Source organism: Candidatus Baltobacteraceae bacterium (assembly GCA_036488875.1).
Taxonomy (GTDB): Bacteria; Vulcanimicrobiota; Vulcanimicrobiia; order Vulcanimicrobiales; family Vulcanimicrobiaceae; genus JAFAHZ01.
The window spans coordinates 139,204-163,214 of sequence record DASXGW010000002.1 but is presented as its reverse complement, the minus strand read 5'-3'; the positions used below and the strand labels follow the sequence as shown (position 1 = coordinate 163,214).

The window sequence follows — 24,011 nt, the reverse complement described above, 5'->3', positions numbered from 1 at the left end:
GGCGCGATTCGGAGCGGTTCCCAGGACACGAGGGGCACGCAGACCGAGGGTCCCCACAGACCGAGGAGTAATAGCGAACAAGATGACCCGCCAGGCACAAGTAGGCGCTTTCGCGATCGTAGCACTGTTGCTGCTATTTGGAATCTTCTACGTGATCACCGATTTCGGAACGAGGCACACCGGCTACCGCGTCGGCGTGCACTTCGAGTCGGCATCCGGGCTGACGCCCGGTGCGCTGGTCTACTTCAGCGGCGTCACCGTCGGGTCGGTCGACTCGATCTCGCTGTTGCCCGATAACACCGTCGACGTCATTCTGGCGGTGCGCAACGATATCGACATCCCGGCCAAGTCGCGCTTCTTGATTCAGTCGCCGCTGGCCGGCTCGCCGGCCCTCATCATCGTTCCGCCGAAGGGCCGGACGACGGAACTGCTGGCGCGACAAGTGCTTCCGGTCGATCAGCAGCCGGTAGGAAGCAACGCGGCGAGCGTCCAGGATCTCTTGCAAGCCGGTCAGGGCGAGATGCGGAAGTTCGATCAGGTGATGAGCGAGCTGGAACAACGCACGCCGCGCCTGCTCAATACCCTGCAGTCGACCTTGGACCACGCCAACGATTTGACGACGACCGCGAACGCGTCGGTGCAGATGCTCATGGCCAAGTTCGTCGCCGCCAGCACGAACATCGAAGAACTCTCGAGCACGCTCAACGGCGCCGCCACCGACAGCACGCCGAAGTTGACCGAAATGCTCGACCGCCTCGATGCGACCGCGGCATCGCTCAACAAGTCGATGACGGCGCTGCAGGGTCTTGCGACGGATCCTCGCCTGAAAAGTAATCTCTTGGCGACGACGCGGAGCGTTGCCGATACGACGCAGAACCTCGCGCTGCTCACGCACGACTTGCGCTCGGTAACGGGCGATCCGCAGACGCAAGCGCAGATGCGCAACACGGTTGCGAACCTCGACGCAACGCTGCAGAAGGCCAACTCGCTCCTGGGCGAGCTCGGCGGAACCAGCAACGTCTACGGCGTCGACGAAGGTGCGACGCCGGCGCCGCAGTTGATCCCCGGCGCAACGCCATATCCGTTGCCGAGCGGGAACGGCACGCCGCCGCAGCCGGCGCACCCGGGAATGTCGCCCGCCCTGCGCGCCAAGCTTTCGGGCAAGCTCGGCGGTCTCGTGCACAACATCTTCAGTCTCCAGCTGCGTTTGAGCGGCCTGGCGCCGCAGCAAAACCCCGGACTCAATCCCGTGATGACGCACAGCCAAGGCCCGCTCGGCGATCTCAACGTCGTCGTGCTGCCGCACGCACCGACGAGTTTGATGTTCGGGGCCAACTCGATCGGCAACAACACGACGTGGAATGCGGTCCTGCAGCAGTCCAAAGGGAACTTCCAGATCGGCGGAGGCGTTCTCTATTCGCAAATGGGAGCGCTGCTGCGCTACACGTCCAGTCGCGGGTTCGGGCTCGAAACGCGCGTGTACGATCTTACCTACCCGATGATCGACCTCTACGGTAACTTCCGGATCGCGCCGGGTACGGAGATCTTTTTCGGGCAGCGCGATATGACGCACGCCTCACGCCGTAACACGGCCGGCCTGCAATACCAGTTCTGACGTGATTGAAGAGGCCCGGCCGCGCATCGGAATCATCGGAGCGGGTGCGATGGGAACGCTCTTCGGCTACCATCTCGCCGGCAGCTGCGACGTCACGATTCTCGACAGCAATCGCACGCTGGGCGAAGCGATCGGCCGCGACGGCCTCGCGGTCAACGACGGGCTGCCGCGACGGGTCTCGGTGGCCGCTCACCCGCGCGAGCTCTACAACTCGCACGTGCTCTTTCTCTTCGTCAAAGCCGTCGATACCCTGCGGGCGCTGCGCCCGTTCGCAGGCGAGCTCAACCCAGTCACGCCGATCGTTTCTCTCCAAAACGGCGTCGGCAATGAAGACGCGATCAAAACCGCGCTCGGCGGCGCCGTGCCGGTCATCCTCGGAATCACCACCGAATCGTCGCTCACGACCGCGCCGGGTCGCGTGCGCAGTTCCGGCGACGGCAACACCATCATCGGTTCGACGTCGGCGGCTCGCACGACCGCGCGATCGGTCTCCGATTTGCTCACCCGCAGCGGATTGCGGGCGTCGGTCGTGTACGACATCCGTCCGCATTTGTGGGGTAAGCTCGTTGCCAACGCCGCGATCAACGCACTCTCGGCGCTGCTCGATTGCGACGCCGGCGCGATTCCGCGCGACCCCAACGCCGCGCAGCTCGCCGAAGCCCTAGCCGAAGAAGTGGCCAACGTCGCCGCCGCGCTGAAGATTCACTTGCCGTTCGTCAGCCCGTGGCAATACGTTACTGAGGTCATCGCGCTCGGAGCCGACGCCAAAAGCTCGATGGCTTACGATCTCGAATCGGGACATCCCAGCGAGATCGATCACATCAACGGCGCCGTGGTCGCGTTCGGCCGGCGCACCGGAACGCCGACGCCCTACAACGACGCGATGGTGCGCCTAATCAAAGCCCGGGAAGCGTTGCTCGCGCAGTCACGCTTGGGCGTGCAGGCGTAACAGTCGAATCGAGCCGCGCGTCACCTCGACGTCGATACGCTGAGCTCCGCCGCCGTTGACGGCACCGTCGATCGTCTCCGACGAGCCGTTCGACGTTCCGCGCAGGTTAAAGTCCGTAAATAGCGTTCCGCTATCGGTGTGCAAGTGTACGTGAAACGCGGACGTTTCCTCGACGGAGACTTCGACGTCGCCATTGACCGCCGAGAACGCGAGCGTACCGGGCCACGTCGTCGCGCCCATTGCAACCGACACGTTTCCGTGTTGCGTCGCGGCCTGCGCGTAACCGTCGCGCATGAAGACGCGCACGCTGCCTTCCGCCGCAACGATGCGCGCGCTGCCCTTGACGTCGGTGACGCTAACGTCGCCGTGGCGGCTGTCCACGATCAAGGCGACGCTGTCCGGAACGCGCACGAGCAGCGATTGCAGCGGCTGCGGAGCGTCGATGACGATCCCTTTACCCGCGGGCCGTATCTTGGGTGCAGCCGGCGGCGAGTTCCCCCGCGCGGTGGCTGAGACCGTGAACCGGTCGCGAGGTTGGCCCGTGGCCGGCTGATAGGCCGCCAACGTCGCGTCTGCCACCCGAATCGTCATCGTCGCACCCGGACGCAGAACGCCCACCGTCGTGGAGTACGGCGTCGCATTCGAACACGCCGGCGCCAGAAGAAGAAGGAGGAGAGCCAAACGTCTCACGGCGCGAATGGTTCACGATGACCGCTCGCATCCCCGCCGCGTTTCTGCTCGCCGGCCTGCTCGCCGGGTGCTCGGCGCCGGCCGCTCCAACGCCCTTGCCGGCCCCCGACGCAGCGCGAAGCACGCGGTGGATTCCAGCCGCCGACTCGACGTATCAAATACAGTACGGCGGAAAGCTCGATCTCACCGTACCGGCCGAGATCTACGACGTTGACTACCAAGACACGACGGCGCACGACGTCGCGACGATTCACGCGCGAGGTCGCCGCGCCGTCTGTTACGTCGACGTGGGCACCTGGGAGCGATGGCGCCCCGACGCGTCGCAGTTTCCGAGAGCTGATCTCGGAAAGCCTGACGGCGGATGGCCGGGCGAGCGCTGGCTGAATATCGCCGATACGACGGCGCTCGAGCCGATCATGACCAAACGCTTCCAACTCTGCAAGCGCAAAGGGTTCGACGGCATGGATCCCGACAATCTGGACGGCTACGTCAACAAGACGGGATTCCATCTCACCTACGCCCAGCAGCTTGCGTACGACACGTGGGTCGCAAACCAAGCGCACGCGCTTGGCCTGACGGTCGACGAAAAGGGCGACAACAACCAAGTGGCCGACCTGTCCAAAGTCTTCGACTTCGCCGTCGTCGAGCAGTGCTTCGCCCAAGGATGGTGCCGGCAGTTCGCGCGGTACACCGATCGCAATGCGCTCGTCGTTGACGTTGAGTATAATCTCACGCGACGCCGGTTCTCGAGCAAGACGTGCCCATCCGACGCGCGCTATCGCGAGACGGCCATCCTCAAGCACCTCAACTTAAACGCCTGGATCGTGACCTGCGCGCGCTAGGCCGTCGTGCGGGCCGCGCTCGATACCACAGAACCTAGCGGCACCGCCGCTGAGAAGAAGAAGCCCTGCGCGTGATCGACGCCGATCTGGCGCACGATCTCGAGATGCTCGGCCGTTTCGACGCCTTCGGCGACGGTATAAAGATCGAGCGTTTTAGCAAGTGCGACGATGCTGCGCACGATCGCCACGGCGTTTTGATCCGTCGCCAGCGGCATGATAAAGGATTGGTCAATTTTGACGCCTTCGATCGGCAAGCGGTGCAAATACGCCAGCGACGAGTGACCGGCGCCGAAATCGTCGAGCACGATTTTCACGCCGTTGCCTTGCAATAACCGTAACGTCGCGCGCGCTTGATCGGGATTGCGCATGATGGCGGTTTCGGTGATTTCGAGCTTGAGCTGTTCGGGCCGCATCGAATATGCGTGCAGCGCCGAATCGATACTCGCGGCGAAGTCGGGCACCGTGAGGTGTACGGCCGAAACGTTGACGGAGACGGTTGCGTCGGGGAATGCTTCGAAGATCGCCGCGCCGTCGCGACAGACGTCTTCCATCAGCGCCGTGTCGATCGCGTCGACTAAGCCGCGGCGCTCGGCGTAGCCGATGAACTCGGCCGCCCCCACCACGCCGCTTCCGGGCCGTCGCCAGCGAGCCAACGCCTCGAATCCGCTGACGGCATCGGTGCGCACGTTAAAGATCGGCTGGTAGTAGGGAACGAACTCGTGGCGCTCGATCGCCCGGCGCAAATCGTTCTCGAGATCCGACTCCGCCGCAACGCGCGTCCGCATCGCGGTATCGAAGACGGCGTAACAGCCGCGACCTCGGCTCTTGGCTTCGTACATGGCAATGTCGGCGTCGCGCAGGAGCTCCTCGGGACGCTGATACTGCGGGTCGACCGCCACGACGCCGATCGAGGCGCCGCTGTAGAGCAGCCGTCCTCCGAGCAGCATCGGTTCGTGCACGATCTCCAGCATGCGCTGTGCGTACGCGCCGAGTTCGGAATCGTCGACCGGCGCGAGGACGAGGAACTCATCGCCGCCGAGGCGCGAAACCGATCCGCGTGGAGCGAGCTGGTCGTGCAGACGTGCGGCGATGCTCTTGAGCAGCTCGTCGCCGAACGGGTGCCCGAGCGTCTCGTTGATCATGTTGAAACGGTCGAGGTCGATGAAGAAAACGGCGTAACGCACGCCGCTCTTCGCCCGTGCGATCGCCTCCGACGTACTTTCCATGAACGCCGCGCGATTCGGGAGACCGCTGAGCTCGTCGGTAAAGGCCGCCTTGCGCAACTCCGACTCGACTCGCTTGCCGACGGCGATTTCGTTTTCCAAGCGCGTGCGTTCTTGTTCGAGTGCGAAGGCGCGCTGGCGCGAGCGCCAGATTTGCATCAGCGACGCGCCCAGGATGCCGGCGAAAAACCAGATCGCCAAGGCGAGGATGAAGCTTCCGGTAATGATTCGTTCGTTGGCGGCCCGCAGGGTTGCGGCATTGCTCCAAATGTGAATGTGGGCGTGCGTGTAGTGCAGCAGGATGGTGTTCCCGATCCAATCGCCATCGGTCGGAAGGGGTGCCGTCGTCACCAGTACCTTGTCGTGGCCTTCGCTGCTCTCGATCCACGCGATGTCGCCCGGACCGAGCAGACTGGCCATGTTCTCTTGGCGGAAGGTCTGCGTTAGCGCATCGACCGCCATCACGCCGACGACCTTCCCGTCGCGCCGCAGCGCTTGTACGGTGCTGATGTAGTCGCGCCCGCCCTCCCAATAGGGCCCCGAAAAACGCGGCCCGCTGGGCGTTCTCACCGCGCGACGGTACCAGTCGTACGACGTATAGGGCGGAACGACGTTGGGGTCGTGCAGATGCTCGACGGTGTTGCCGTTGCGCGCCGCCGAATAGTAGATCGAAAACAGACCGTCGGGATTCGCCGTTGAAAAAGCGCCGGGCGCGTAATAGGCACCGACGCCGTAAATCTGGTGAGTGCTGCGCGAGCGGAAGAGCTCCTGGACGAGTTGTCGCACTCGCGCCGAATCGTCGACGACGGGCCCTAGGGTCTGGGCGCCCGTTTCGACGAGTTGGATGGCTTTGCCGAAGTAGTCGTCGATGTGCGTTTCGATTTCGTGCAAACGCACTTCCTGAGCCGAGCGAAACTCTCGATCGTTTTGCGAGACGCGCGAACGCGCATTGTTGGCAATCATAAACGACACCAACAACGCTACGAGACCGAGGACCGGCAGCCAAAACCAGGGCGGCCGATTCGGGTGCGCAGATTGCACTTCGGAGCCCACGAGTGCCCCTTCGTGAAGGACTACGAACGGTCTTTCCCGGCGCGGTCGCGCGGATGGTGCTCCCGGTACGCCTTACGGACGTGTTCGAGCGTCATTTTGGCGTAGATCTGCGTGGTCTGGATGCTTTCGTGCCCCAGAAAGTCCTTGATCGTCATCAGATCGACGCCGTCCTTATGCAGATGCGTCGCCACCGAATGGCGCATCGTGTGCGGCGTGATCTTGCCTTCCAGGCCGCTCAGCTTCACGTAGGTCGCGAAGACCTTGCCGGCTTGCTGGTAGCTCAGACGCCGGTTCTGGCGGCTGACGAAGAGCGCGCCGTCGGCACATCGGGGACGCACCGCAAGGTACGCCTGGAGCGCCCGTTCCGTCGCCTCGTTGAAAAAGACGATCCGCTCTTTGTTGCCCTTGCCGATGACGCGGATCGTCCGATCCTCGAAGCTCACGTCCGCGACGTTGATGCTCACGAGCTCGGCGCGCCGGATGCCGCTGGCGTAGAGCAGCTCGAGAATCGCCACGTCGCGACGCCAGCGCTCCTCGGGCTCGCCGGCTGGCGGGCGCGTCGCGATCAGCCGCAGGACTTCCGAGACGTCGAGCGCCTTAGGAAGGCGCTGCGGTAGCTTGATGTTCGCGATCTCCAAGGCCGGGTTGTCGCCGCGTTTGCCCTCGCGTTTGAGGAACCCGAAAAAGCCCCGCAGGACGGCCAACTTGCGGCGGATGCCGGCGGCGCTGTACCGCTGGCGGGTCAGCTCGATGATAAACCGCCGCAGCGAGGATGCGTCGGCCTTCGCAAAGACGCTGCCGAACGGTCCGCGAAACGGCTCGCCGTCCTCGTCGGCGGCGTCGCGTCCGCTCAGGAATGCGCCGAAAATCTCGACGTCGCGCGAGTACTCGTGAACCGTCCGCGGGGCGCGCCGCAGTTCCATGGCGACGTGCACCGCGAAGTCCGCGACGGTTGGATCGATGGGCGTGGAGTCGCGGAAGCGGCCATCGGTTTTGCCCGTTTCGGCACTGCGTTTACTCGAATTTCCACGCTTTTTCACGCCTTCTCCAATCCGGGTTATAGTAGCGCAAATGTTTGTTTGTGCTAATTAGCCAGAAGAGCGAATGATTCCTTTACTTGCCCCCGCAGGGCGCCGGACCGCGCGGCCATGAAAGGACGCGATGATGCTACTCGCCCCCGCTTCAGCTCGGCTGGCTCCGAAGACGCTGCGCCGCGCCCGTTTAGAGCGCTGGATCTCGACGCAGGACGGATTGCCGCTGCGCATGATCGTCGCGCCCGCGGGCATGGGCAAAACCACCTTGCTGTTGCAATATCTCGAAAACAGCGAAAAGCCGGGCGCGTACTGCGCGCTCGATCCCAACGCGACGCCGGAGACATTCTTTGCCGCCGCCGGCGCCGGCCTCGGTTTACGCAAGCCGCCCACGACGTACATCGAGCTGCTGGTGGCGCTCCGCCAGATCGCCGCGGCCAAGCCGTTCGATTTCGTAATCGACGACGTCGGTAGCGGCGCCCCCGAGACCATCGAAATGCTCCTCAAGCTGGTTGAGAACGTCCCCGAAGGCGTGTCGCTGATCTATGGCTCCCGTTCGCGCGACGTCGTCCAGGCCAGCAAGTGGGTGGCCCAGGGGACGGGCGCGCTGTGCGACGCCCGCCGCCTCGCCTTCGATCGTAACGAGGTCGGCTTCTTTGCCGACGCCTGCGGCGTCTCGTCGAGCCATGCCGACGTCGCGCGCCTACTCGAAGAGAGCGACGGTTGGGCGATCGTCGTCAGCGGTGCCATCCGCGCCGCGGTCGAGGACGAGCGCTCATTGCACGACGCCTACGACCACTGGCGCAATGCCTACGGCGAGGTCTTTCTCGACTTCGTGACCGCCGACGCGCAGCGGGCCGACGATCGCGACCGCGCACTCGTCATGAGCCTCATCAACGGCATCGGGATCAACGATCCCGACGCCCTACGCCGCCTCGAAGCCCAAGGGCTGTTCGTGATTAACGACGGGAGCGGCGTACGTCCGCTGCGAGCCGTGCAACAGGCGCGGGCCGTCCCGACGAAGGGCGTCGATACGTCGGTGCCGATGGTCGTGCGGATGCTGGGACGCTTCAGCGTCGCCATCGCGGGCCGCAACGTCGAGTGGGTGCGCCGCCGCGACCAGCAAATCGTCAAGTATCTTCTGCTGCGGCCCGGCGCGACGGCGACGCGTCAGGAGCTCGCAACGCTCTTTTGGCCCGGAACGAATCGCCAGCTCGCGATGCAAAGCGTGCGCACCGCGTGCAGCAACATCCGTAAGGCGCTCGCGGGCGCGGTCGGCTACGCGCGCGTCGAGCGCTATTTCCGTGCTGCCGATAATGCCGTCGTCGTCGATCTCTCCAACGTCGTTACCGACGTCGGCCGCTTTACCGCGTACTCGATGGCCGGCGACTCGTCGTACGAACGTGGCGATCTCGCCGATGCCGCGAACCACTACGAAGCGGCCGAAAAGATCTACGCCGGGCGCCTGCTCGAGGACGATCCGCCCGAACCGTGGTTTGCCTCGCAGACGACTGCGCTCGAAAATCGCTTCGCCGTCGTGCTGGAGCGGCTGGCTGAATCCGCCTACGAGGCGGGAGACATTAAGCACGCGGCCGAGTACGCGTATCGCGCGAAAGTCATCAATCCCGATCAACCGCAGCTCGCGCGCCTGCTCACGCAGCTCAAGGAACCTCAGCGTCCGGCGTAAACACCTTCTCCATGCAGTACGACGTCGTCGGTGAACTGCCGGTTCTTAAAACCAGCCGGCTGACGCTGCAAATCGCCGGACCCGACGACGCGAAGCGCTGCGCGCGATTTAACGCCGAGAACGCCGAGTTTTTGGCTCCCTGGGAGCCCATCCTCGTTTCGACGTCCAGCGACGTCCAGGGCTTACGCGCGTATCGCGAACGTGCTGTTAGCCACGCGCGTTCGGGCACCGGCTTCTCCTTCGCCATCTTCCCCGCGTCGCCGGATGCCGACAGCCCAATACTCGGATGGCTCAATCTCACCAACGTCATTCACGGCGTCTTCGAAGCGTGCACTATGGGTTATAAGCTCGATCGCCGGATGCAAGGTCAAGGTTACATGACCGAAGCCGCGACCGCCGGCATCGAGTTCGCTTTCGACGTGTTGAACCTGCACCGCATCATGGCCGCGTATATGCCGCACAATCAGCGCAGCGCCGCGCTACTGCGACGCTTGGGATTTACGGTCGAGGGTGTCGCTCGCGACTATCTCTATATCGCAGGCGGGTGGCGCGACCACGTCCTCACGTCACTCGTCAATTCCGATGCGACCGCTCCGGGGACTGGCCGTCAGTAGCAGCCCAGCTGAGCCATCATCGGTGCGCAGCATGCCTATGGCCAGTTTACTCGGTGCCAAGCCTCGCGCGGTTTCGGCGTGCGCGATGCATCCACGAACCCCGGGGAAACGGGGCAATGTGAATTCAGATTCAGTTTTTCTATGAGTTTATCATCGAGGTTTGACGATTCGGTACTCTCATGGAAGACTGGAATGTACCAAATCGATCTGCCTCCTCCATGATCAAAAAGGACGAGGTCGGAAGTCGCTGTACCATTCCTACCTCGGAACGTGTATTCGATTGCAGACTCATAACCATCAATTGCGTACACGCCAATGGATTGGAAACTTGGGGCTGACTTCATTAACTTATAGATACATTTTACGGCCGGTATTGTTCCGGCGGCGATCTTAGGCGAGCCGCAGGCCTCAGTATTTGCGACGCTTAGCATGAAAACAAAAACTAAAACTAAAACTAAAGCCCGAACATGCACCTTCTCCAGCCCCCTTTATAGCCACATGCCAGGCGCGCCCGACACCCACGCGTCCCAATGGGCCGCCACGGAATCGCGCAACACAGCCGCGCCCGATCCGCCCTGGACCGGCGGGTCCTCCCTTAATGGGAGATAAGGATTGTCTAGCCTCGGCTACCTATTAGTAAGTAGTTGGTGCTAAAACTCGCATCAGAGTTTGATCTGAAGCGATCCCGTGATCTGGAGCGGTTGCGTTACGCCCAAGAAGCCCGTATTCGCTCCGTTGAAAAAAAAGTCGTACGGGTATTGCATCTGCGGCGGCGGCACGGCCGACGCGTGGTTCGGATACCAGTTGCCGGCCGGATAGAAGAAACCGGTCGGCGGTGCCGAGTACACGCAGACGTTGGGGTTGTCCCACTTATAGCCGCGTTGGCCGCAGACGTCCAGGATGTTCGTGAAGTTCAGTCGCGCCGTGACCTTCGGGCTCACGTCGTACTGCAGCGCGATGCCCATCTGCAACCGCCACGGCTCGCTAAACGATCCGAGGTTGTCGAAGACGCCGCTGAAGGAGTCCGGAATGAACAGCAGTCCGGTGCACGCCGCCGGATCGGCAGCCTGACCGTGTGCGGCAATCCACTTGCTGTGCGGCTGGTTGCAGGAGTCGGGCGCGTATCCAGGCCACGCTGCGGGGCCGCCGTACGTCGAGCCGGACGAGAAGCTATAGGAGTTCGTAATCGTGAACTTCTGGTGCTTGTAGTTGAGGATCATCGACGTGACGTAGGGTACCGCGTAACCGTTCTCCGCTGAAACCGGACCGGGGATGATGTCGTAGGTCGTGTACCACGCCGTCGGGTTGAACAGATTTTGTCCCGCTTGACCGTAGTACGGGTTCTTCACGACGCCGGCAGCCGTGCACGCCGCTCCGGGCCCGTAGCCCGAAGTCAGCGAGGTGGAGTAGCACGGCGATGAAGCCGCCCCGCTAACGGTGGCCCCGCACAACGCCTGTCCATACTGCGATTTTCCGTAAAACTTGCCGCCCGGAGCGCACGCGCCTGTGTACGCGTTATATTGCTGAATGTAGTTGTTGAGCTGATTGATGACGTTCTGCGTGCTGTTGCTGAAGTTCTCATAGCGAATTTGACTGTGCGTGAACGTGAACGCCAGCTGTCCGCTCAAACCGTCGCGGGAGAAGTCGCCGACTTGTACCGCCGCTTCGACGCCGTCGGTCACTTGCTGACCGACGTTGAGACCCGACTCCAGGCCGCCTTGCGGATCGATAAAGAAGTTCTGGAGCTGATCGCGCGTGCTGCGATAGAACGGGCTGATCTTAAAGCTCCACTGCGAGTTCTTGAACCGGTGCTCCCACGACATGTCGTAGTTGTACGACGTGTCGGGCCTGATGATGTGGTTGGGCGAGTTGAAGCCGAAGCCGTAGAAATGGCTGCCGAGATACGCCGGCAGATTCTGCTCGAGCGTATTGTATTGCACCCACGACGAGTTCGGCGGCCGCGCGTAGATGCCGAACGACGCGCGAAGCACGCTGAGCGGATCGACGGTGTACGTCAGGCCCATACGCGGCTCGAACCGCGCCGCGGTATACTGCCCGCCGTCTGCGTTAACGAGCGGACCATAAATCGAGGTGCTCGTATTTGCCGGATCTTGAGGCTGAACGGCGAGCGGATTCGTACCGGTCGGGCAGAGTCCCAAACCGTTATTGTTGCGCAGAATCGGTTTGTTGTTATTGACGTTCGGCGCGAAGCAGAACTCTTGGTTATATTTCGTGAACCAGAACTGACGCGCTGGATCGTTGAGCTGCGTGTCGCCGAACATGAACTGGAAGTCTTCCAAACGCAAACCGAGGTTGACGTTCCACTTGTCTCCCGGACGCCACTGATCGCCGATGGAATAGCCGGAGAACGCCGTACGCACCTGGTTGAGCGCGCCGTGAAACGACGTGTCCGTCACCAGCCATTGCGCGCCCGCGGCGCAGGCCGGCGTCCCTGGATTCGTTTGACAGTTGTAGCCCAACGTCGGGGTTGGATTCGTCGTCGTACCGCTGGAATCGGTGTAGGGATTGCTCCCGGAGTGGATCGATAATCCGGCGTAACACCCGATCTGAGCACCCGACGACGGATCGTAGCAGTCGTTGTTCTTTCCGACTAAATTCGTCACCGGCCAACCCGACGGGTAGTACGTGACGTCGTAGCGCGACGGATTCGAGTACGTATACGATCCGCTGGCGGTAAGCAGGTGCTGCGAGCTGATCTGGTTTTCGTAGCTGAGATTGAAGCCGTAGACGTGGTCGGGCAAGAAGTACGGCAGCTCCCAGCCGTAGTACGGTTGGGCCGTCGCGTTGTACCCGTTGATGTTCCACGTCGAATAGAGCGAGTATCCGTAGACTCGCAGGAACTCACTAGGCGAAAAGACGTGCTGGTATTGCAGCTTTGAAACCGACACCCCGTTCTCGTTGGGGTCGCGCAGCGACGTCGGCAGCAGCGACTGGAACGCGTGCTGCTGGCTCTGCGGGAAGAAATACTCGAACCGGTTGGCGGAGTTATACGGCTGCATCGGCGCGCCGTTGTAGCCGTAGGTATCGTCCCAGTACATCGGACCGTAGATCGCGTCGACGACGTTGGCGCCGAAGTCGTCCGTCGAGCTGAAGTAGTCGTTGTGGTTTTCACTGGTCATCCAGAACAACTGAACGTCGTCGGGCGGCCCGCCGTTCTTCTTCTGGATGTGGAAATGCAGGTTGATGATGTTATCGCGGAGCTGTTGGTTGACGAGGCTGTACCCCAGCCCGCTCGTGGCCAGCAGCGGCGACGGAGCGCCCGTGTACACGAGGCCGTTCGTATACTTCTGAATGTTGCACGCTGTCTGATGACAGTTCCACCCCGGCACGAAGCTGACGGGATAGAAAAACGTATTTGGGATGCTCGCGCCGTTGTTGTCGTCGATGTAGTTGAAGCTTTGGTTGCTTCCGCCGAAACCGGCGTAATAGCTGAAATTGCGATCGGGCGTCGAGCCGCCGACCTCAACCGACGCTTGATGGTAGAACGCCGGATAGCCCGCACTGAGCATAGCGGTCGCATATCCCGGATACGTTCCGGTCTTAAGGACTTGATTGACGTAACCCGAAATGCCCTGCGCGTCGGAGCCGGCGGGAACGCCGCCGGTGTAGACTTGCACTTCTTGGCTGCCCAGGCTCGATAGCATCGTTTCGGGTGCGTTGTCGTACACGCGGTTGACCGGAATACCGTCGAGTTCGAATCCGACTTGATCGATGTCGCCGCCGCGAATGTGCAGCTCTTGCCACCAGCCCGACTCGCCTTGGCTCAAGTACACGCCGGGTACCGATGCGATCGCACCGTAAGCGTTGTTTAAACTGCCCGAGCCGGTGAGGCCCTGCGCCGCGGCTTGACCGGCGGCGTTGACCGAGTACACGTCGCTGACTTGACCCGACTTCACGAGATTCGCGGCGGCTTGCGACGTGACGCGCGCGATCGTTTTGAGGGTTTTCACCAACGTGATATTGACGGTTTGGACCTGGTCGGCAAACACCGACAGACCCGGCTGCGACACCGGATCGTACCCGTCCTTACTAAACGTCAGCGTGTACGCGTCGGGTCCGAGCGAGAGAAACCGGTACGTGCCGCTCGCGTCCGTTACCGACGTCGCCGTTTGCGTCGGCGCGTTGGCGATCACGGTGACGCCTGCCAGGGGTGCCTGCGTCGCCGAATCGACGACGCGACCGACGATGCCGCCGGTCGTACCGGCGTTCGTCTGCAAAGGCAATAGCGAGACGGCCAAAAGCAACGCGGGGATCGATTTCAAAAATCGCATCTTTCCGGGTTCTCCTTCTCTTCCAGAGGAGTTATCGCCAGACAGGCTGCCCCGCCCTTTAAGACAACTTAAGACTATTGAGGCCCTTCGACCCAACCGCGCGTGAGGAAGAGCCAGAACGCCAGACCGGCGTAATCGCCGTACCGCGCGAACGCGCGACGAATCGTTGTGTCCGACGCACTGCGCCGTTGTGCCAGCCGCACATAGGTCGGACGCGTCCACGAATCGAGGACCAGATTTCGGTGCCGTCCCACGATCTGCATGACGTGCGCGGCGGCGTACGGCCCAATCCCCGGCAGCTCCAGGAGCGCCGCTTCGACGTCGTCGTCGGAATGGGCACCGCGAGCGACCAGGCCTTCGAGATCGAGACGTCCGCCCGCGACGTCGGCCGCGATCTGCTTGACGTAGGGTCCGCGATATCCCATCTTCGCAACGTTCGTGTACCAGCGGCTCTGCGTGCGCGCGAGCAGCGCCGGCTCCGGAAACGCGCCTTCCCCCAACTCGGCAAGGGCGCGCGTCATGCGGATCGTTGCCGACCACGTGCAGTTGGTCGTGCAGATCGTTTTCACGACGTCTTCGAAGACGGTCGGGCTGGCCAACATTCGTCCGGCACCGCTTGCGGCCCACTGTAATCGTTCGTCGCCGGCCACCAGTGCGTAAAATGCCGAGAGATCGTCGTCCAGCCGAAACATGCGCGCGACGACTCGTTCGACTTCTGCGGCGGCGCGGCGCCCTAAACGCGCGTCGCTCTCCACGACGACGTCGCCTTCACGTTCCCGAAGAACGATCTCGAGAATACGCCCGTCCACGCGCAAGGTGCGGCGATAGCGCAGCGGTTCGGTTTGGATCGAGGCCGGAGGCAGTTCGGCGCAGCCGTGCGAGTAAATGGTGCGCGCGAAGGAAATCGGTTCGCCGCCGGCGCCGCGCAGCGGCAGCGTAGCGACGATCAACTAGGCGACGTAGGAGACGTTGACTGCGAGGCCCGCGGCCTGCGCTCGCATCAGCACGCCGTAGACCGCATCGAGTTCGTCTTCGATGGCGGTTATCTCGCCGGCGCTCACGCGAAACTGTGCGGCGTGCGTCCACAGAAGGTGTCGTGCGCGCTCGAAAGCGCTGTGCAGGCGTTCGGGCGTCGCCTCCAAGACCGGCCAATCGAGGTCGCCGCGCGCCGGAACGACGCGCCAGCCGCGGCCCGACTGCATCGCCACTTCTTCTTCGGCGTCGAACGCGTGAGGAATAGCGGCCAAGATGTCGGCCGCTTCCTGATCCGCCCGCGAAAGCGGCAGCCCCAGCTCGGCCACGCGCACGATGTAGCGGAAAAACGACGAGTTTCCCACCGTGTACGCACCCACGGCCGACGCGACGCTGACATGGACGAGGTCGAGTTCCGGCCCGCCCTGATGACCGCTCATACAGGGGTTATCGGGTGGCCCGGACGGAATTCCTGGGCCTCGGGTGAACCCCCGGTGAGGATTAACACAACCCCACCAAGTGGGGCGCTTCGTGGGAGGTCGTGTGAAAAAACGCATCAAGGTGGCGGTCACCGGAGCCGCCGGGCAGATCGGATATCAACTGATATTCCGGGTTGCCAACGGCGAAATGTTCGGTCCGCAAACGGAGCTCGAGCTGCACCTGCTCGAGATCGAACAGGCGCTCGGAACGCTGCGCGGTACGCTCATGGAGCTCGAAGACGGTGCGTTTCCGCTGCTCAAGAACGTCCAATACGGCTCCAACCCCGAGGCGATGATGCGCGACGTCGATTGGGCGATTCTCGTCGGCGCGGTTCCCCGTAAAGGCGACATGCAGCGCTCCGATCTGCTGCGCATCAACGGCAAGATCTTCACCGAGCAAGGGCGTGCGATCGAAGCCAACGCCGCCGACGACGTGCGCGTGTTCGTGGTCGGCAATCCGGCGAACACCAACTGTTTGATCGCGATGAACAACGCGCCGAGCGTTCCCAAAGATCGTTTCTTTGCGATGACCACGCTCGACGAGCTGCGCGCGCGTACGCAACTGGCGAAGAAAGCCGGCGTCGACGTCAGCGAAGTCTCGCAGGTGGTCGTCTGGGGCAATCATTCCGCGACGCAGTTCCCCGATTTTCACCACGCAAAGATCGGCGGCCGGCCGGCGCGCGAAGTCATCAACGACGACGAGTGGCTGCACGGCAAGTTCATTTCGACGGTGCAAAATCGCGGCACGCAAGTGATCCAAGCGCGGCTCGCATCGTCGGCGGCATCGGCCGCTCACGCGACCGTCACCGGCGTTTACCGGCTGACGCACGACACGCCGCCCAACGAGTACTACTCGGTCGGCCGCTGCTCGACCGGCGAGTACGGCATCGATCCGGGACTGATCTTCTCGTTTCCGTCGCGGACCGAAAACGGCGTATCGAAGATCGTCGAAGGTCTCGAGATTAACGAGCACGCCCGCAAGATGATTGCGGGCACGCTCGACGAGCTGCGCAAAGAGCGCGAGGCGTGCATCGAGCTGGGGCTCATCCCCGCGGAAGCCGCGATAAAAGCCGTTTAGACGCTAGCGCCCAATATCGAACGGGATGTCCAGCTCGCTCGCAAGGCGCTGCAGGCCGTCCCAGACTTTGGCGTGCACCGGGACGCCGTACTGGCGGTGATAGGCGGCCTTGAGGATCTCCGGTTCGCCGGCAACCATGATGCGTTGGGCGCCGCGTGCGGCCGAGCTTTCCTTAAAATAGCGCAGCTCGGCGTCCATATCGGCCTTGAACTCGTCGACGTCGCGGAACCCGTCGACGCGAAACGCGCCGAACCAGTGCGAGATCGCGCCTTCCTGCGTTTCGTGGGCAAACGGCAAGGTCGGCCCGAAGCATCCGCCCGAGAGCACACCGCAGAGAATGTCGGCGAGCAGTCCCATGCCAAAACCCTTGTGACCGCCACCCTCGGTGCCGAAACCGCCCAATGGCAGCAGCGCGCCGCGCAGCGCTTCGTCGGGATCGTAGGTCATGTTGCCGTCGGCATCGATCGCCCAGCCGGGCTCGAGCTTCTTCTGCTTGCGCTTCATGACTTCGAGCTTGCCTTTGGGTACCGTCGTCGTCGCGAAATCCAAAACGAAAGCCGGCTCATTGCCGGCCGGGATCGCGAACGCAAACGGATTGGTTCCCAAAACAACCTCGCGACCGAACGTTGCAGCCGCGTACTTCACGGAGTTCGTCGACGACATGCCGATCATGTCGTGTTCGAGCGCCATCATCGCGTAGTAGCCGGCGATGCCGTAATGATTGGAGTTGCGGACCGCACCGAACGCCGCGCCGAACTCGCGAGCTTTGGCGATCACGGCTTCCATCGCCATCTTCGCAACCGGATGTCCCAGGCCGTTGTCGGCATCGTAGACGATCGACGTCGGCGATTCCCGAACGATCGTGTAGTTCGGGCGCGGCTTGAGATTGCCGCTGCGGATGCGCCCCACGTAATACGATTCCAAGCGCGCAACGCCGTGCGATTCGATTCCGCGCAAGTCGGCAGCGGATAAAACGTCGGCCACCACTTCGGCGTGGGCTCGGGCGACGCCGGAGCGCTCGAGCACTTCGACGATGAAATGCTTGAGTTTCTCTTCGGTCGTCAGTTGGTACGCGGTCGCTACGGGAGCCAAGGAGGGACCTCCTGGAAGTGCAAAGGGTGCATGTTCGCGCCTGAGAACGTACGTCCATGCCCGCCTGCTAGTCTACCGGAAACGTCTGAGCGTCGCCGAAAGCTGCGATAGCTATGGATCTGGCTCGTCGCCACACCAAGTTTTTCCACGTCGCGGACGACGGCTCGTTCGAAGTCTCCGCTCGCGGATTCGACGTGTTGCGCACGCCGGAGATCAACAAGGGAACGGCCTTCCCCGAGGACGAGCGCCAGGCGCTCGGCTTGGTGGGTCTTCTGCCGCCGGCAATTCTCTCCATCGAGCAACAGGCGGCGCGGGCGTACGAAATTCTCGAAAAACTCGACGACCTCGGGCGGTACCGTTTCCTTACCGGCGTCCGCGATCGCAACGAGACGCTCTTCTTTCATATCGTCGCGTCGCACATGACGGAAATGCTGCCGGTCATTTATACGCCGACGGTTGGACTGGCGATCCAGCAGTACAGCCGCCAGTTCCGCCGGCCGCACGGCATTTTTCTCTCGATCGACCGTCAGGAAGAGATCGAGCAGGCGTTTCACAACGCCGACCCAGGCGGCGAGGCGACGATCGATCTCGTCGTGGCAACCGATGCGGAAGCGATTTTAGGGATCGGCGATTGGGGAGTCGGCGGCATCGACATCTGCGTCGGCAAGCTGTCCGTCTACACCGCCGCGGGCGGAATCGATCCGCAGAGCGCGATCCCGGTGGTACTCGACGTCGGTACCGATCGTCAATCGCTGCTCGACGATCCGCTCTATCTCGGTTACCGTCATCCTCGCGTGCGGGGCGACGCCTACCGCGCGTTCATCGACAAGTACATCTCGACGGTTCTGCGTTTATATCCCAACGCGCTGCTGCATTGGGAAGATCTCGGCGCCGCCAACGCTCGGTGGATTCTCGACCGCTACCGGTCGTCGATCTGCACGTTCAACGACGACATTCAAGGCACGGCGGGCACGGTGCTCGCCGCGGTGACGAGCGCGTTGAAAGTCACGCGCGGACGGTTGCGCGACCAGACGTTCGTCGTCTTCGGCGCGGGCACGGCCGGATGCGGCATCGCCGACTTGCTGGTCAACGCGATGACGAGCGACGGACTCTCGCCGCACGAAGCCGCGCGCCGCTTCTGGTGCGTCGATCGCAACGGTTTGCTCGTCGAATCGATGAACGGCGTGCACGATTTCCAGCGGCCCTATGCTCGCCCGGCAAGCGACTGCGGTCACTGGCAGCGCGACGGCGATCGCGGCATCGCGCTGGACGAGGTCGTCCGCCAAGTCAAGCCGACGATTCTCATCGGATCGTCCGGCGTGACGGGCGCGTTTACCGAATCCGTGATTCGCGAGATGGCCAAACACGCGCCGCGTCCCGTGATTCTTCCGCTGTCGAATCCGACGGCGCTGGCCGAAGCGCAGCCGGCCGACGTTATCGCGTGGACCGAGGGCAAGGCGCTCATCGCCACCGGCAGCCCGTTCGCGCCCGTCATTTACAACGGCGTGACCTACGCGATCGCGCAATCCAACAACGCAATGCTCTTCCCCGGGCTGGGTCTGGGGACGATCGCCGTACGCGCCCGCCTCATCAGCGACGGCATGTTCATGGCCGCCGCGCAGGCCATCGCGGATATGGTCAATCCGTGGGACCTCGGCGCGTCGATTCTGCCGCCGATCTCCGACGTTCGCGAGGTTTCCGTTCGCGTCGCGATTGCCGTAGCGGAGCAAGCGCTGCGCGAGGGGCTCGCTCGTGCCAATCCGCAGGACGTTGAAGCGGCTGTTCGCAACGCCATGTGGGAACCGCATTACCGGCCAATCCGGGCAGTATAGGGAGTACACCTCAGTGCCGCACTCGCCGATCAGTTTCTCGCTCATCATGCGTATCGAGATGGCCAACAATCCCGGCAGCTTCGGCGTTCTCACCAACGCGATTCACGACGCCGGAGGAACGATCAGCGCGCTCGACATGCACACCGCGACGAAAGAGCGCGTCGTGCGCGACGTCACGATCAGCGTTCCCTCCGATGTGGTCGCCGACGCCGTTCGCGCGGCGATCGAGGCGCTCGACGGCGCGCGCATCGTCAGCGCGTCGGACGCAACGTTTCTCGCGCACCTCGGCGGGAAGATTCGCGTCGCACCGAAGATTCCGGTGAAGAACCGGCAAGATCTCTCGACCGTCTACACGCCGGGCGTCGCGCGCGTCTCGATGGCGATCGCAGCGGATCCCGGTAAAGCCTTCCAGTTGACCATCAAGCGCAACACGGTCGCCGTCGTCACCGACGGCAGCGCCGTGCTCGGCTTGGGCGACATCGGCCCGCTCGGCGCGCTTCCGGTCATGGAAGGCAAAGCGATGCTCTTTCGCCAGTTCGGCGACATCGATGCGTTTCCGATCTGCCTAGACACCAAGGACGTCGACGAAATCGTCGAGACCGTCGTGCGCATCGCCCCCGTCTTCGGCGGCATCAATCTGGAAGACATCAGCGCCCCACGCTGCTTCGAAATCGAAGAGCGCCTGATCGAGGCGCTCGACATTCCCGTGATGCACGACGACCAGCACGGGACGGCCGTCGTCATTCTCGCTGCGCTGATCAACGCCGCCAAGGTCGTCGGAAAACCGCTCGAAGAGCTGCAGGTGGTCATCTCGGGCAGCGGTGCGGCCGGAACGGCGACGATCAAGATGCTGCTCGACGCAGGCGTTCGCGACGTCGTGCCGGTCGATCGCAGCGGCGCGCTGACGCGCGAAGGCCGCTACGATAGTCCCTACAAGCAGTGGCTCGTCGAGCATTGCAATCGCGAAAATCGCCGCGGTTCGCTGCGCGACGTGCTGCCCGGCGTCGACGTGTTCATCGGCGTTTCCGCACCGGGGATTCTGCAGCCCGAAGACGTCGCGCGCATGGCGCGGGATCCAATCATCTTTGCCATGGCCAATCCCATTCCGGAGATCATGCCGGATTTGGTCGCACCCTACGCTGCGGTCGTTGCCACCGGACGATCGGACTTTCCCAATCAAGTCAACAATCTGCTCGCGTTCCCCGGCATCTTCCGCGGCGCGCTCGACGTTCGCGCCCGTCGCATTACCGAGCGGATGAAGCGCGCCGCCGCGTTTGCCATCGCGGGTACGGTCGGCGACGAAGAGCGGTGCGCCGAGTACATCATTCCGAGCATCTTCGATCCGCGCGTGTGCGACGCCGTGGGCAAAGCGGTCGCCGCCGCGGCCGTCGAGGAAGGCGTCGCGCGCAAAGCGGCACCGGTGTGATCGCGGCTCGCGGATTCAGCGGCGAAGACCAGCCGGACGCATCGATCTTCAACCAATGCATTCGCTGCGGCTTCTGTTTGCCGACCTGTCCGACGTATCTCGAAACCTACGTCGAGACGTCGGGACCGCGCGGCCGCATTAGTTTGATCAAAAGCGTCGCCGAGGGCCGCATCGATCTGCTCAGCCCCGGCTTCGTCGAGCAAATGGAGCAGTGCTTGGATTGCCGCGCCTGCGAAGCGGTCTGTCCCTCCGGCGTACGCTACGGGCAGCTCGTGGAAACGGCGCGCACGCAAATCCAAAAGGCGCGCGAACCCCAGCTGCCGGCTCGCACGCGCCGGATGCGCGCGCTGCTGCTCAATACGCTCTTTCGACGGCTCGACGTCTTGCGCGGGGCTGCGTCGCTGCTGCGCTTTGCGCAGCGCACGCATTTGACCGGGCTGGCGGGACTCTTCGGACTTGGCGACGCCGCGAAACTCGCGCCGCGCATCGAGGACCGCTACTTCGTTCCGAGCAATCAACGCTACGAAGCCAAGACTCCGGAAGGCGTTGCGTTTTTGCACGCGGGATGCATCGCGCAAGTCGCGTTCGCCCGCGTGCACGAGGCCTCGGTTCGACTTCTGGTGCGTGCGAAAATGTCCGTGACCGTTCCGTCGGATCAGGGATGTTGCGGCGCGATCGCCGTTCACGCCGGCGAGATGCCGCTCGGACGCGAGCTCGCCAAGCGCAACATCGCGGCGTTCGAACGCAGCGGCGCCGACGTCTACGTCGTCAACGCGGCGGGCTGCGGCAGCGCGCTCAAAGAGTACGGCGAGCTTTTCGCCGGCGATCCGGAGTGGGCGCAACGCGCTCGACGTTTCTCGCAGCGCGTGCGCGACGTTACCGAAGTGCTCGATGCGATGGACCTCACGCCGCCGCTACGAGGCAACCTCGCCGAGGTCACCTACCAAGAGCCGTGTCATCTGGCGCACGCACAGCGCGTTACCGCGGCGCCGCGACGGCTGCTCGCGAAGATCCCCGGCCTGCGTTTGGTGGAAATGGCGGAAAGCGCGGTCTGCTGCGGCAGCGCGGGAATCTATAATCTCACGCAGCCGGCGATGTCCCGGCGGTTACGCGATCGTAAGATCGAGAACGTCACGCGCACCGGCGCAACGGTCGTCGCCACGGCAAATCCGGGCTGCGCGCTTCAGGTATCGGCGGGGTTACGGGATGCCGGCGCTAAAGTGCGCGTCGCACACGTGGTCGAGCTTCTCGACGAAGCGTACGGCGACTAGATCGTCGCGACGACGCGGGATTGATCGTTCTTGGCGTCTTCGAGCGTGTGATAGACCGACAGCACGCGGATCAGTCCCGTAATGTTGAGCAAGCGAGCAATCGGTCCATCGCTAACGATCAGCCGCAGGGAACCGTCGTGTTCGCTCGCGCGACGATGCGCGCCGATCAACGCTCCGAGCCCGGTCGAGTCGAGGAACTCCAGTTGCGTGAGGTCGACGACGATGTGGCGTTTGCCCTTCTCCGTCGCATCCATGAGCGCCGCGCGCACCGTCGGCGACGTCGCCAAGTCGAGACTGCCGCGCAGCCTGAAGATCAACTGGTCGCCGCCGTCTTCGGTCCGTAGATCGATGGTTAGTTCGTCTTGCGACATAGGGTCTGCTAGATTCGCCCTCCCCCTACCGCGGCCTGTTAGGAACTAGCTCCAATAAACTGTCCTTTCTCGTCGTCCCAGCGAGTGACGCTCGAGGCGCTCAGGTGCACGCCGCCGATCCAGCGATCGATGCCGGCGACCTCGATCCAATCGGCTTCCCCCGCGAGAACCCGGCGCCCGAGCGCCGTCACCGCGAACGCATCGTCTTGCGTCTCGATCAACGGCGCCGGCGAGTTTCGAAGATCGTCGACGATTTTCGAAAACACGGCATCGCCCATGAACGCCGCTTCTTCACGTGCCTGCGCCCGGCGAAACAGTCCTAGCTCGGGAGCCGGTCCCTGCGCGACGGCCTGAAGGGCTTGCCGTTGCGACCGCGACAGCCCGTCGCGCGTCCACGGATACTCCTCGCACAGTCGCTGCAAAGCCGCACGCAAGAACGGCAACCCGATGGCATCTTCCTTCGAAGCGACGTAGAGATCGAGAGGAGATGCCGACGTAAAACGTTCCCACGCCCGGCGTGCGGAGCGAAACGTAGCGGTGGTCACGGTGCGCCGCTTGGCCAGCAAGGGCGATAGCTCGTCGGCGGTCATCGTCCCGAGATAGTGATCGCTCTGGACGATTGAAACACGCCCCGGCTCGAGATCGAGTACCTCGAGCGCCGTGAGCACTTGCAGCACCTGCAGCTGATCGTAGAGATCGTGTTCGAACCACAGGACGACTTCTTCGAACTCCGACGCCTTGCGCATCTGCGCGTCGCGGCGCTCGAAGTCGCGGATGATTTTGATTGGATTTCCGTAGCCGCGCACCGCGGCGTACTGCGCGCGATACGCGCTCGTCCCCTCGAGCGAGCCGTCGCGCACCGGCCCCTCGTGCAACGAGTCGCGCCACGCGAGATGCGTGCCGGTGATACCCGCCTTCTTGAACGTATAGAGGACCGAATCGCCGTTGGTCACGTGCAGCGTCGCTGCGGTTCGTGAGGTCATCGGCGCGTCCGTCCGTTACTCCGACGTCGTCGGATCGATGACGGCTTTGACTTCCGAGACGCGATTTGCAGGAAATCCGCCCTGCTTTGCGTGCTCGAGCACCATCCCTTCGTTCGGGGCGATGTAGACGCAATAGATTTTGTCGCCGGTCACGAAGCTCTGCACCCATTGAATTTGCGGCCCGAGATCCTGAAGTACACCGCACGACTTCTGCGAAATCGCTTTCAGCTCGTCGGCCGACAGTTTGCCGGCACCCGGAATCTCCCGCTCGATGACGTATTTCGGCATGGTTGGCTCCTTCTAGGTACGATGTCGTTACCCGAGGTTTGTTAAATAGTTAGGGCGCCAAATGTCCGTAACTCGGTGTCAGGCGTCTATGCCACGCGCCTTAGAATGTCACCCACGCGAGATAGACCCTTATCTGTAAGACGATACCCGTCTCCTTTACTACCCTCAATATCTCGCTGCGCCCAAAGCCTCTGAACTAGACGCCTTACGGAAGCGCTCTTCC

The 24,011-nt window shown here is 63.0% G+C and carries 19 protein-coding genes; 9 read left to right on the top strand and 10 right to left on the bottom strand.

Going from position 1 to position 24,011, the window contains the following annotated elements; all coding sequences use genetic code 11:
• The first annotated feature begins 82 nt into the window (after positions 1-82).
• Both VGG89_03345 and VGG89_03340 read left to right on the top strand, forming a co-directional pair.
• The gene (locus VGG89_03345) at positions 83-1,615 is read left to right on the top strand and encodes an MlaD family protein (protein ID HEY1975563.1); all 1,533 of its coding nucleotides are present in this window, start codon (positions 83-85) and stop codon (positions 1,613-1,615) included.
• A gap of 1 nt (position 1,616) precedes the next feature.
• On the top strand, positions 1,617-2,564 hold the full coding sequence (locus VGG89_03340; protein HEY1975562.1) for a 2-dehydropantoate 2-reductase: 948 nt from the start codon (positions 1,617-1,619) through the stop codon (positions 2,562-2,564).
• On the opposite strand, the gene VGG89_03335 is transcribed toward VGG89_03340, so the two are convergent.
• Positions 2,541-3,254, bottom strand: a complete 714-nt coding sequence (locus VGG89_03335; protein HEY1975561.1) for a DUF4097 family beta strand repeat-containing protein — start codon at positions 3,252-3,254, stop codon at positions 2,541-2,543. The two genes, VGG89_03340 and VGG89_03335, sit on opposite strands and share 24 nt — an antisense overlap.
• 17 nt (positions 3,255-3,271) lie before the next feature.
• Here VGG89_03335 and VGG89_03330 point away from each other — a divergent pair, with 17 nt between their 5' ends.
• Complete coding sequence (locus tag VGG89_03330) at positions 3,272-4,096, top strand: endo alpha-1,4 polygalactosaminidase (protein ID HEY1975560.1); 825 nt, start codon at positions 3,272-3,274, stop codon at positions 4,094-4,096.
• Here the strand turns inward: VGG89_03330 and VGG89_03325 are convergent.
• Together VGG89_03325 and VGG89_03320 are read right to left on the bottom strand one after the other, a co-directional pair.
• Entirely contained in the window at positions 4,093-6,282 is a 2,190-nt protein-coding gene (locus tag VGG89_03325) for an EAL domain-containing protein (protein HEY1975559.1), read from the bottom strand. The two genes, VGG89_03330 and VGG89_03325, sit on opposite strands and share 4 nt — an antisense overlap.
• Positions 6,283-6,392: 110 nt before the next feature.
• Positions 6,393-7,412 (bottom strand): tyrosine-type recombinase/integrase, encoded by a 1,020-nt coding sequence (locus tag VGG89_03320; protein ID HEY1975558.1) that lies wholly within the window; start codon positions 7,410-7,412, stop codon positions 6,393-6,395.
• A gap of 121 nt (positions 7,413-7,533) precedes the next feature.
• Here VGG89_03320 and VGG89_03315 point away from each other — a divergent pair, with 121 nt between their 5' ends.
• Positions 7,534-9,090 carry a BTAD domain-containing putative transcriptional regulator gene (locus VGG89_03315; protein HEY1975557.1) on the top strand — a complete coding sequence of 519 codons (1,557 nt, stop codon included), beginning with the start codon at positions 7,534-7,536 and terminating at the stop codon, positions 9,088-9,090.
• 11 nt (positions 9,091-9,101) lie between these two features.
• The gene (locus VGG89_03310) at positions 9,102-9,704 is read left to right on the top strand and encodes a GNAT family N-acetyltransferase (GenBank protein HEY1975556.1); all 603 of its coding nucleotides are present in this window, start codon (positions 9,102-9,104) and stop codon (positions 9,702-9,704) included.
• 662 nt (positions 9,705-10,366) lie between these two features.
• Here the strand turns inward: VGG89_03310 and VGG89_03305 are convergent.
• The 3 genes from VGG89_03305 to VGG89_03295 all read right to left on the bottom strand — a co-directional run bounded on the left by VGG89_03305 (position 10,367) and on the right by VGG89_03295 (position 15,408).
• Positions 10,367-13,996 (bottom strand): TonB-dependent receptor, encoded by a 3,630-nt coding sequence (locus VGG89_03305; protein ID HEY1975555.1) that lies wholly within the window; start codon positions 13,994-13,996, stop codon positions 10,367-10,369.
• 74 nt (positions 13,997-14,070) lie between these two features.
• The gene (locus tag VGG89_03300) at positions 14,071-14,946 is read right to left on the bottom strand and encodes a hypothetical protein (GenBank protein ID HEY1975554.1); all 876 of its coding nucleotides are present in this window, start codon (positions 14,944-14,946) and stop codon (positions 14,071-14,073) included.
• Positions 14,947-15,408, bottom strand: a complete 462-nt coding sequence (locus tag VGG89_03295; GenBank protein ID HEY1975553.1) for a hypothetical protein — start codon at positions 15,406-15,408, stop codon at positions 14,947-14,949.
• A gap of 103 nt (positions 15,409-15,511) precedes the next feature.
• Between VGG89_03295 and VGG89_03290 the strand changes: the two genes are divergently transcribed.
• The gene (locus VGG89_03290) at positions 15,512-16,525 is read left to right on the top strand and encodes a malate dehydrogenase (GenBank protein ID HEY1975552.1); all 1,014 of its coding nucleotides are present in this window, start codon (positions 15,512-15,514) and stop codon (positions 16,523-16,525) included.
• A 3-nt stretch (positions 16,526-16,528) separates the two neighbouring features.
• On the opposite strand, the gene VGG89_03285 is transcribed toward VGG89_03290, so the two are convergent.
• Positions 16,529-17,617 (bottom strand): Ldh family oxidoreductase, encoded by a 1,089-nt coding sequence (locus VGG89_03285; GenBank protein HEY1975551.1) that lies wholly within the window; start codon positions 17,615-17,617, stop codon positions 16,529-16,531.
• A gap of 113 nt (positions 17,618-17,730) precedes the next feature.
• On the opposite strand from VGG89_03285, the gene VGG89_03280 reads away from it, so the two are divergent.
• From VGG89_03280 to VGG89_03270, 3 genes are read left to right on the top strand one after another with little or no spacing between them, the layout of a single operon-like run.
• Positions 17,731-19,449 (top strand): NAD-dependent malic enzyme, encoded by a 1,719-nt coding sequence (locus tag VGG89_03280; protein HEY1975550.1) that lies wholly within the window; start codon positions 17,731-17,733, stop codon positions 19,447-19,449.
• 13 nt (positions 19,450-19,462) lie between these two features.
• Positions 19,463-20,875 carry an NAD-dependent malic enzyme gene (locus VGG89_03275; protein HEY1975549.1) on the top strand — a complete coding sequence of 471 codons (1,413 nt, stop codon included), beginning with the start codon at positions 19,463-19,465 and terminating at the stop codon, positions 20,873-20,875.
• The gene (locus VGG89_03270) at positions 20,872-22,146 is read left to right on the top strand and encodes a heterodisulfide reductase-related iron-sulfur binding cluster (GenBank protein ID HEY1975548.1); all 1,275 of its coding nucleotides are present in this window, start codon (positions 20,872-20,874) and stop codon (positions 22,144-22,146) included. Before VGG89_03275 ends, VGG89_03270 begins: the two co-directional genes overlap by 4 nt.
• Here VGG89_03270 and VGG89_03265 read toward each other — a convergent pair.
• The 3 genes from VGG89_03265 to VGG89_03255 are packed head-to-tail and all read right to left on the bottom strand — an operon-like array spanning position 22,143 to position 23,788.
• Complete coding sequence (locus tag VGG89_03265; GenBank protein HEY1975547.1) at positions 22,143-22,517, bottom strand: STAS domain-containing protein; 375 nt, start codon at positions 22,515-22,517, stop codon at positions 22,143-22,145. The genes VGG89_03270 and VGG89_03265 overlap by 4 nt on opposite strands.
• Before the next feature lie 38 nt (positions 22,518-22,555).
• Complete coding sequence (locus VGG89_03260) at positions 22,556-23,500, bottom strand: DUF1835 domain-containing protein (protein HEY1975546.1); 945 nt, start codon at positions 23,498-23,500, stop codon at positions 22,556-22,558.
• Between the two features lie 15 nt (positions 23,501-23,515).
• On the bottom strand, positions 23,516-23,788 hold the full coding sequence (locus VGG89_03255; GenBank protein ID HEY1975545.1) for a DUF4242 domain-containing protein: 273 nt from the start codon (positions 23,786-23,788) through the stop codon (positions 23,516-23,518).
• Between the last annotated feature and the right edge of the window lie 223 nt (positions 23,789-24,011).